The organism is Streptomyces sp. NPDC057137 (assembly GCF_042670825.1).
In the GTDB taxonomy this organism is placed as follows: Bacteria; Actinomycetota; Actinomycetes; order Streptomycetales; family Streptomycetaceae; genus Streptomyces.
On sequence record NZ_JBHUUW010000016.1, the window covers coordinates 26,624 to 34,147 of the forward strand.

At 65.3% G+C, this 7,524-nt stretch carries 4 protein-coding genes and 1 pseudogene; 3 read left to right on the forward strand and 2 right to left on the reverse strand.

Annotation, left to right across the window (positions count from 1 at the left end):
* Nucleotides 1-276 precede the first annotated feature (276 nt).
* Together ACFT9I_RS15865 and ACFT9I_RS15870 are read left to right on the forward strand one after the other, a co-directional pair.
* A pseudogene (locus ACFT9I_RS15865) lies at nucleotides 277-372 on the forward strand (DUF5707 domain-containing protein); the annotation flags it as partial.
* Nucleotides 373-526: 154 nt separating this feature from the next.
* On the forward strand, nucleotides 527-2,008 hold the full coding sequence (locus ACFT9I_RS15870) for a WD40 repeat domain-containing protein (RefSeq protein WP_382564564.1): 1,482 nt from the start codon (nucleotides 527-529) through the stop codon (nucleotides 2,006-2,008).
* 925 nt (nucleotides 2,009-2,933) lie between these two features.
* Here ACFT9I_RS15870 and ACFT9I_RS15875 read toward each other — a convergent pair.
* Nucleotides 2,934-3,953: a DNA-directed RNA polymerase subunit alpha gene (locus ACFT9I_RS15875; protein WP_382564565.1), complete on the reverse strand. Its 1,020-nt coding sequence runs from the start codon at nucleotides 3,951-3,953 to the stop codon at nucleotides 2,934-2,936.
* Between the two features lie 447 nt (nucleotides 3,954-4,400).
* Here ACFT9I_RS15875 and ACFT9I_RS15880 point away from each other — a divergent pair, with 447 nt between their 5' ends.
* Nucleotides 4,401-5,885, forward strand: a complete 1,485-nt coding sequence (locus tag ACFT9I_RS15880) for a DNA phosphorothioation-associated putative methyltransferase (protein ID WP_382564567.1) — start codon at nucleotides 4,401-4,403, stop codon at nucleotides 5,883-5,885.
* A gap of 220 nt (nucleotides 5,886-6,105) precedes the next feature.
* Here the strand turns inward: ACFT9I_RS15880 and ACFT9I_RS15885 are convergent.
* A partial coding sequence (locus tag ACFT9I_RS15885; protein ID WP_382564569.1) for a WD40 repeat domain-containing protein occupies nucleotides 6,106-7,524 on the reverse strand: 1,419 nt, incomplete at its 5' end.

Sequence of the window (7,524 nt, forward strand, 5' to 3'; positions counted from 1 at the left end):
TGAAGGCGGATTCGGCTCTCTTACCTGGGTTGCAGAAACGGAACGGGTGGACGACCCGAGGACGCTCTCCACCCCAGGTTCGACGAGGCGCTCATCCCGCAGCGCGAGGACGAGGCAATACCCCGCCCCATAACGTCGTCCACATCAAGAAAGCGACCTACCGCTTCCCACGAATACAACTCAGGAGAACCCCCATGTCCAAGCGCATTCTCATCTCGTCCCTCATGGGCGCCGTCGCCATCGTCTGATTAGCGGCCGGCGGCCTCGCCGGAAAGCGCCACGTGCGAACCCGGCAACGGGGACACCTCCCGCTGCACCTACACGGTGTCGACGACAAAGAAGGAAACAGCCGAACTCCCCAAAGGCACCTGACACATCACCACTCTGACAACGTCCAAGGACGACACGAAGGAGTTCACCCGCAGGGCGGCGACTTTCACCGTCCCCAACTAACTCCCCCACCGGGCCGAGCGCCACGCCATCGCTGCGCGCTGTCCATCTCACATTCTTCGCTACGGTTCCTCTCGTGACTGGCTTGCAAGCTGCGCTCTGGGGACTGCTGGGAAGCGGCGTCGTCGAAGCGCTGGATCTCTCCGCACCCATGCATCCGGCCGGCCTGCATGGGAGGTGGCGCCGGCCGTGGCACAGCAAGGCCGACCGGCCGGCGATGCTGGTGGCAATCGGAGTGCGGCTGTTGGCGGGGTGTGGGCTCGCAGCAGCTCTGGGGACATCCGGCGATCTCAACAGCGAGACTGCGGCGCTGGCGGCCGGGATCGTCACCCCGCTGATTGTCGCCAAGCTGTTCCAACCCATTCCGCTGGACGACGACAATTGGGCGGCCGGTGAGCCCCTGCGGCGGCCAAGCGCGAAGGTGACACCCTGCCAGCAGGCACGAGGTCCAATGCCCCGCCCTGACAGCCGAGTTGCGCAACCGACTCGGGCGCTGGCGGCGGAGCAGCTGCCCGCAACGGCCGAGGAGCGACTCGCTGAGCGGCTCGGGCCGGCGTCGGCACCACGATCGTCGCCTCAACGAGCGGTACTCCAGCAGCCTCGCCTCCCGCTTCAGAAGCCCCGCCCTACCGTCGGCTGGTTCTCCAGGTCGCCCACCCCCTTCGCAGTGGCAGTGGCCTGCCTCACGGCGATCGTCGCGCAGGAGGTACTGCCGGTGCCGTGGTCGCACAAGGGGCCAGAGAAGGAGGTCAAGATCGAGCAGTGGCGACTGGTCGAGAACGGGCGGCTCCAAACCGACCTGGGCGCCGATGCGCTGGCCTTCTCGCCCGAGAACAGTCATCTGCTGCTGACTATCTCCGCGAAGGCACTGGACAGTTGGGATGTGACGGAACCGGAGCACCCTGAACGAGTCACGCCGGGAGGACACGGCGTGAAGAACAGAGCGCCCCTGGGGATCACTCCCGACGGCCAGACACTCGTCGTGGCGGACGGCCGGCATGTCCTCGGGCTGCGGACTGACACCGGGCAACGCGTCTGGTCGACCACCAAGCCGCACAACAAAGTGAAAGCGATCCATGCGAGCCGGTACGGCGTGATGCTCGCGCTGTCCGACGCCAGCCGCTTCACCCAGCTGAAGACTGCCTTTCCCGGCGACGCCGACGGCGTCCAACCCGCCGCGAAGGGGCAGATCCCGCTGGGCGCCCACGCGGCCCAGTTCTCCCCGGACGGAAGGACCCTGGCCATCGCCATCAGTGACGGCACACTGCACCTATGGGACATCTCCTCCGGCGAACCCCGCTGCGTAAGCCCCCCGTTCGCGGTGGAAAGCGGCCGCACAACGGCGCTCGCCTTCAGTGCGGACGGCCGCCTTCTCGCGGCGGTCGGTGCAGATCACGTCGCACGGTTGTGGGATGTGGAGAATCCGAAACGGCCGCGGCCTCTCGGTAGCCCCCTGGCGTCGAATACGCCGGTCACCGCCCTCGCGTTCAGCCGTGATCCCCGCATCGTCGCAACCGTCGGAATCGACCGCACCGCGTACCTATGGCGGCGGAATTGACGTTTGCCGCCACCTCGCCAGTGAGCGGCCTCGGCATGGCGGTTGGATGCGGGGCTTCGGCCTGGGGGACCTGGCCTGACCTTCGCCACGCCGGACTGACGCCTCATTGGCCCTCGTGAGGGCCGGAAGGGCTTCAAGGAACCACTCGCGGAATTCGTTGTCGACGGCAGCCCGCGTCACCGCCGGCACGGCCCTCAACGAGTTGGGGGCCCGGTAGCCATCAGAGAGATCCAGCGACACACTCAGGTCAGCCAGATCCGCCGGTGCCTCAAGGGGTGATCAACGCTCCCGAAGGACGTAGGGGGAGCCGCGTTCCGACCTGCGTTCGAGACCGCTTCTGAGACCAGGGCCGGGAGCGACGACGGCCGACGCGTCCACGCACGGCGTCGTCATCGCATCCGGAAAAGCAAAAGCCCCAGATCACGGCGAGTGAGTTCTGGGGCCTTCACAGAGCCGCCTTCGGGATTCGAACCCGAGACCTACGCATTGCGAGACCGTGAGGGATCGTGTTGCGTGGTGTTTCGCCGTGCTAACCGGTGATGTTTTGCCTGATCAGAGCACGTGCAACAGGTTGACCCGCGCCACCTCGTGATGCACGGTCCAAAGGCGTCTGTCAACCGGCTGTCCACCGGTGGAGCAGGGCGAGACCCGCCAGTGAGGCTCCGCCCATCTGTCTGCGCAGCCACTGCGGAGCGGAGGGCGCAATTCGGAACCACTTGTCGGAAACCTGCGAGCGCTCAGACCGCAGCGCGTGATTTTTTGAAGGTCCTGGTTGTCGGGAACATCTGCTGGGCCAGCATAAGGGGCTTGATCTGCCAAAATATCCCTTCCCGGGGCAAGGCGGCGCGGTCGCCCGGCGTGCCGCCTCGTTATCGTCGGCACCTCCGCCTTCCCAACTCCCTCGCGGCCCGGCGCAACACAGCGTTCAGTACCGCTCGGTCTCCACGAAGCTCGTGTCCGCGTCGTTGGAGGCGAAGGTGTCGACTGCGGTGATCGGGTCGAATCCGGGCGGGCTGTCCTTCAGGGCCAGGCCCATACCGGCCAGCTTCGCCTTGACCTCGTCGATGGACTTCGCACCGAAGTTGCGGATGTCCATCAGGTCCGCCTCGGAACGAGCCACGAGCTCACCCACGGAGTGAACGCCCTCACGTTTGAGGCAGTTGTACGACCGAACGGTGAGCTCCAGCTCCTCGATCGGCAGCGCCATATCGGCGGCAAGGGCGGCGTCCACCGGGGACGGGCCCATGTCGATGCCCTCGGCGTCGATGTTCAGCTCGCGGGCGAGACCGAACAGCTCCACCAGAGTCTTGCCGGCCGACGCCATCGCGTCACGCGGACGCATCGCCTGCTTGGTCTCGACGTCGACGATCAGCTTGTCGAAGTCGGTGCGCTGCTCGACACGGGTCGCCTCGACCTTGTACGTGACCTTCAGCACCGGCGAGTAGATGGAGTCGACCGGAATACGGCCGATCTCCTGGCCCACCTGCTTGTTCTGCACGGCGGAGACGTAACCGCGACCGCGCTCGACGGTCAGCTCCATCTCCAGCTTGCCCTTGCCGTTCAGCGTGGCCAGGACCAGATCGGGGTTGTGCACCTCGACACCGGCCGGGGGCGCGATGTCGGCGGCGGTGACCAGACCCGGACCCTGCTTGCGCAGGTACATCACGACCGGCTCGTCCTGCTCACTGCTGACGACAAGCTGCTTGATGTTGAGGATCAGGTCGGTGACGTCCTCTTTGACGCCCGGCACGGTGGTGAACTCGTGCAGGACCCCGTCGACCCGGATGGACGTAACCGCCGCACCCGGGATCGAGGAGAGGAGCGTACGACGCAGAGAGTTACCGAGCGTGTAGCCGAAACCCGGCTCCAGCGGCTCGATCACGAACCGGGAACGGAACTCGTCGACGACCTCTTCGGTCAGGGACGGACGCTGAGCAATGAGCACGGGGTGTTGCCTCCATTTTCGGCGCCCGCTATTTGACGCCGTAAACACCACGAAGAGTACGTGCGATACGGGCGACACGGCCTCCGAAGAGGCCGAACCGCCCGGTTCCCCCTCTGCCTGTCTGCGCTGGACCGTGGCACGCCGAGGGCCTGAACGACGTGCCTGTGCCCGGGTCACCAGGAAGGACCAAATGGCAGATGTTGCGGCGCAAGCTGTCCGGCTGGTGCGGAGCGGCAGTCCTTCGCCGTGGTGGAGGCGGGCAAGTCGATGACTTCGATGCTGGGTCGTTCTTGCGAGGGTCATCGACGGTGACCTGGCCGACGCCGTCAAGCATGAGTAAGACACATTGGCCCCTTCAGCCGAAGTGGTCATTCTCCGGCTTCGCCTCTCGTTCGTCTCGGTCTCCGTCGGTTGGATCTCCGCAAACCAGCGTGGGCGTACGGTTCAATGCTGCTGTACATCGATCTACCCTTCGACTCACAAGAAACGCCGATGACACTGCAGCCGTGGAGCAGCCATCGGCATCGGACTGCCATCGGAAGGGTGGGGCTCTCCGCTCCCGCTCGTCAGGCCGTGATGGACCTGCAGATGGCCGATGGCGCTCAGGTCCTGGACTACGGTTGTGGCCGCGGCGGCGACGTTCGTGCTCTTGAGCATCTCGGTCTCGATGTCTCCGGCTGGGACCCAGTCCACCGCCCCAACGGGGAACTCAGGCCCTCCGACATCGTGCTCCTCACCTATGTTCTCAACGTCATCGAGAGGCCTGAAGAACGGCACGCGACCCTGGCAAAGGCATGGGAGCACACAAAAGCCGCTCTCGTCGTTTCCGCTCGGCTTCGTTGGGAGCGGAACCAGATCAAGGGCACAGAGTACGGCGACGGCATCCTCACCAGCCGCAACACCTTCCAGCACCTCTTTGCTGCAAGTGAGCTTCGCGATTTCCTCCAGGATGTGACCGGAGTCCGCTGCCTCTCAGCGGCTCCCGGCATCGCCTATGCCTTCAAAAGTGACGAAGCGCGCCTCGCGTATCTCGCCCGCCAGATCACGCCTGCCGCCACCTGGCTAGCTTCCGAGGACACCGCGTCCGCGATCGCTGCCGTCGTGGATCACCTGGAGCAGCGCGGTCGACTTCCGCACTTAGAAGGGACGCCACAACCCGTCATGGAACTTCTTCGCCATATGCGGCCACAGGAGCTCAAGAGGCTTGCCGAGCAGGCCGCCGACCCTTCCGCGGCCGAGTCTGGCGCGAAGAACTCAGCTCTCGACACTCTGCTCTTTCTTGCGGTCGAACTTTTCCATGGCCGCGGTCCGGCGAGCAGCCTCCCGGTCCCTGTTCAACTCGACATTCGGGCCTTCTTCTCTTCCTACACAGAGGCATGCAAACGCGCGGACCGACTCTTGTACAGGCTTCGCGATGATGCGTACGTCCGCCGCGCCATGACCGGGTCAGTTGCTGGCAAGTTCACCGCGACCGCGCTCTACGTGCACCGCCGGGCCGTACATCGGATCCCAACCGTGCTCCGTTTGTACGAGCAATGCGCCAGCATCGCCGCAGGCCGTCCGGCCGAATGGTCCGTCGTCAAGCTACGTCACCAGGGACGCGGAGCCAGCTGGCTTGACTACCCAACATTCGATGCAGATCCCCATCCCCGTTTGGCCTCGTCGTACAGCGTTGACCTGCAGAACCTGAAGTCGTCCTTCCTGTCCTACGCAGATTCAGCCAACCGTCCTCTACTCCACCGCAAGCATGAGTTTCTCGCGCCGGACGACCCTGATGTACCGAAGTATCAACGTCTTACCGATGCCGAGGTTAGAGCCGGTCTCTACGAGGAACCACACCTCATCGGCAACGAGGAGGGCTGGGAGCGAGCACTTGCCCGCTGCGACCGGGCCCTGCGGGGACACCGGCTCATCCAACGTCCTGGTAGCTGAAGCCCTATGGCCCTCTGCACTCAACGCGTAACACCATCACGTGAATGAGGGCTGGTCGGCCGCGACCGCTGCACCCCCGCTCCTTCCCCTGGCTTTTGCGGCCTCCCCGGACCAAGACAGGTGGACAACCGGGCTTATGTCGGGCGTTCTGTTCACGGTCTACCCCGTGGCAAGCAGATGTGAATGGCCACAATCGCTGGCCACTCGATCGAGCTCAGCGTCACGTCGAAGGATCGCTCCCTCCGTGCCATCTAGTCATCAGGACTCCGTCTGGTCCCACCAGAGCGAGACTTCCGTCGACACTAGCGAGGCCAAGCACGTGGACAGTCAGCGGGAGAACCGAGCTCGTTGAAGTTTCCAGGTCCCAGATCCGTACTATCCCGTTGCTGCTAGTGGCGAGCAGGGTGCGGCCATCGGCCGCGAGAAATGCCACCACTGCAACCACCGCGCCGCTCTGGCCAGGCAGCGGTTCACCGACCTCAGTGCCGGTCAGCGGATCCCAGATGCGCACCAGCCCGTCGCCGCCGCCGGTAGCTAGCAAAGTACGGCCGTCAGGCGCGGGAAACGCCACCAATGCGAAGACCTCGTCCCTGTGACTGGGCAGCGGTTCACCGACCTCAGTGCCGGTCAGCGGATCCCAGATCCGCACCGTCCCATCGCCGCAGCCTGCGGCAAGCAGCGTACGGTCGTCCAAGGCAGGGAAGGCCACCACGGCGAACACCCCGCCGACGTGGCCGGCCAGCGGTCCACCGACCATGATGCCGGTTAGCGGATCCCAGATCCGCACCATCCCGTCCAGGCCACCGGTAGCAAGCAGGGTGCGTCCGTCGGGTGCGGGGAACACCACCATCGCGAACACCCCGTCGACGTGGCCGGCCAGCGGTCCAGCGAAGGGAGCACCAGTCAGCGGATCCCAGATCCGCACCAACCCGTCGCCGCCACCAGTGGCAATGAGGGTATGACCGTTCGGCGCGGGAAACGCCGCCACCACGACCACCCCACCGCTGTGGACGCGCAGCGGTGTACCGTCAGAAATCCCGGTCGCAGAATCCCAGATCCGCACTGTGCCATTGTTACCGCCGGTAGCAAGCAGAGTTCGGCCATCCGGCGCGGGGAACGCCACCACCGTGCCCACCCCTCCGACGTAGCCAGACCCGGGTTCGCCGACTGTGCTGGTCAGCGGATCCCAGATCCGCACCGTCCCGTCGATTCCCCCGGTAGCGATTAGGGTGCGGCTAGCCAGCGCGGGAAACGCCACCACCGTACGCACTCCGCCGGTGTGGCCGCGCAGCGGTTCACCAACCTCAGCACCAGTCACCGGATCCCAGATCCGCACCAACCCGTCGTCACTGCCGGTAGCAAGCAAAGTGCGACCATCCGTCGCAAGAAATACCACCAGCGTACGCACTCCGCCGGTGTGGCCGCGCAGCGGTTCACCAACGTCAGCACCAGTCACCGGATCCCAGATCCGCACCGTCCCGTCGTCGCCACCGGTAGCGAGCAGAGTGCGACCATCCAGCGCGGGAAACGCCACCACCGTAAGCACTCCACGAGTGTGGCCGCGCAGCGGTTCACCAACCTCAGCACCAGTCACCGGATCCCAGATCCGCACCGTCCCGTCGTTGCCGCCCGCAGCGAG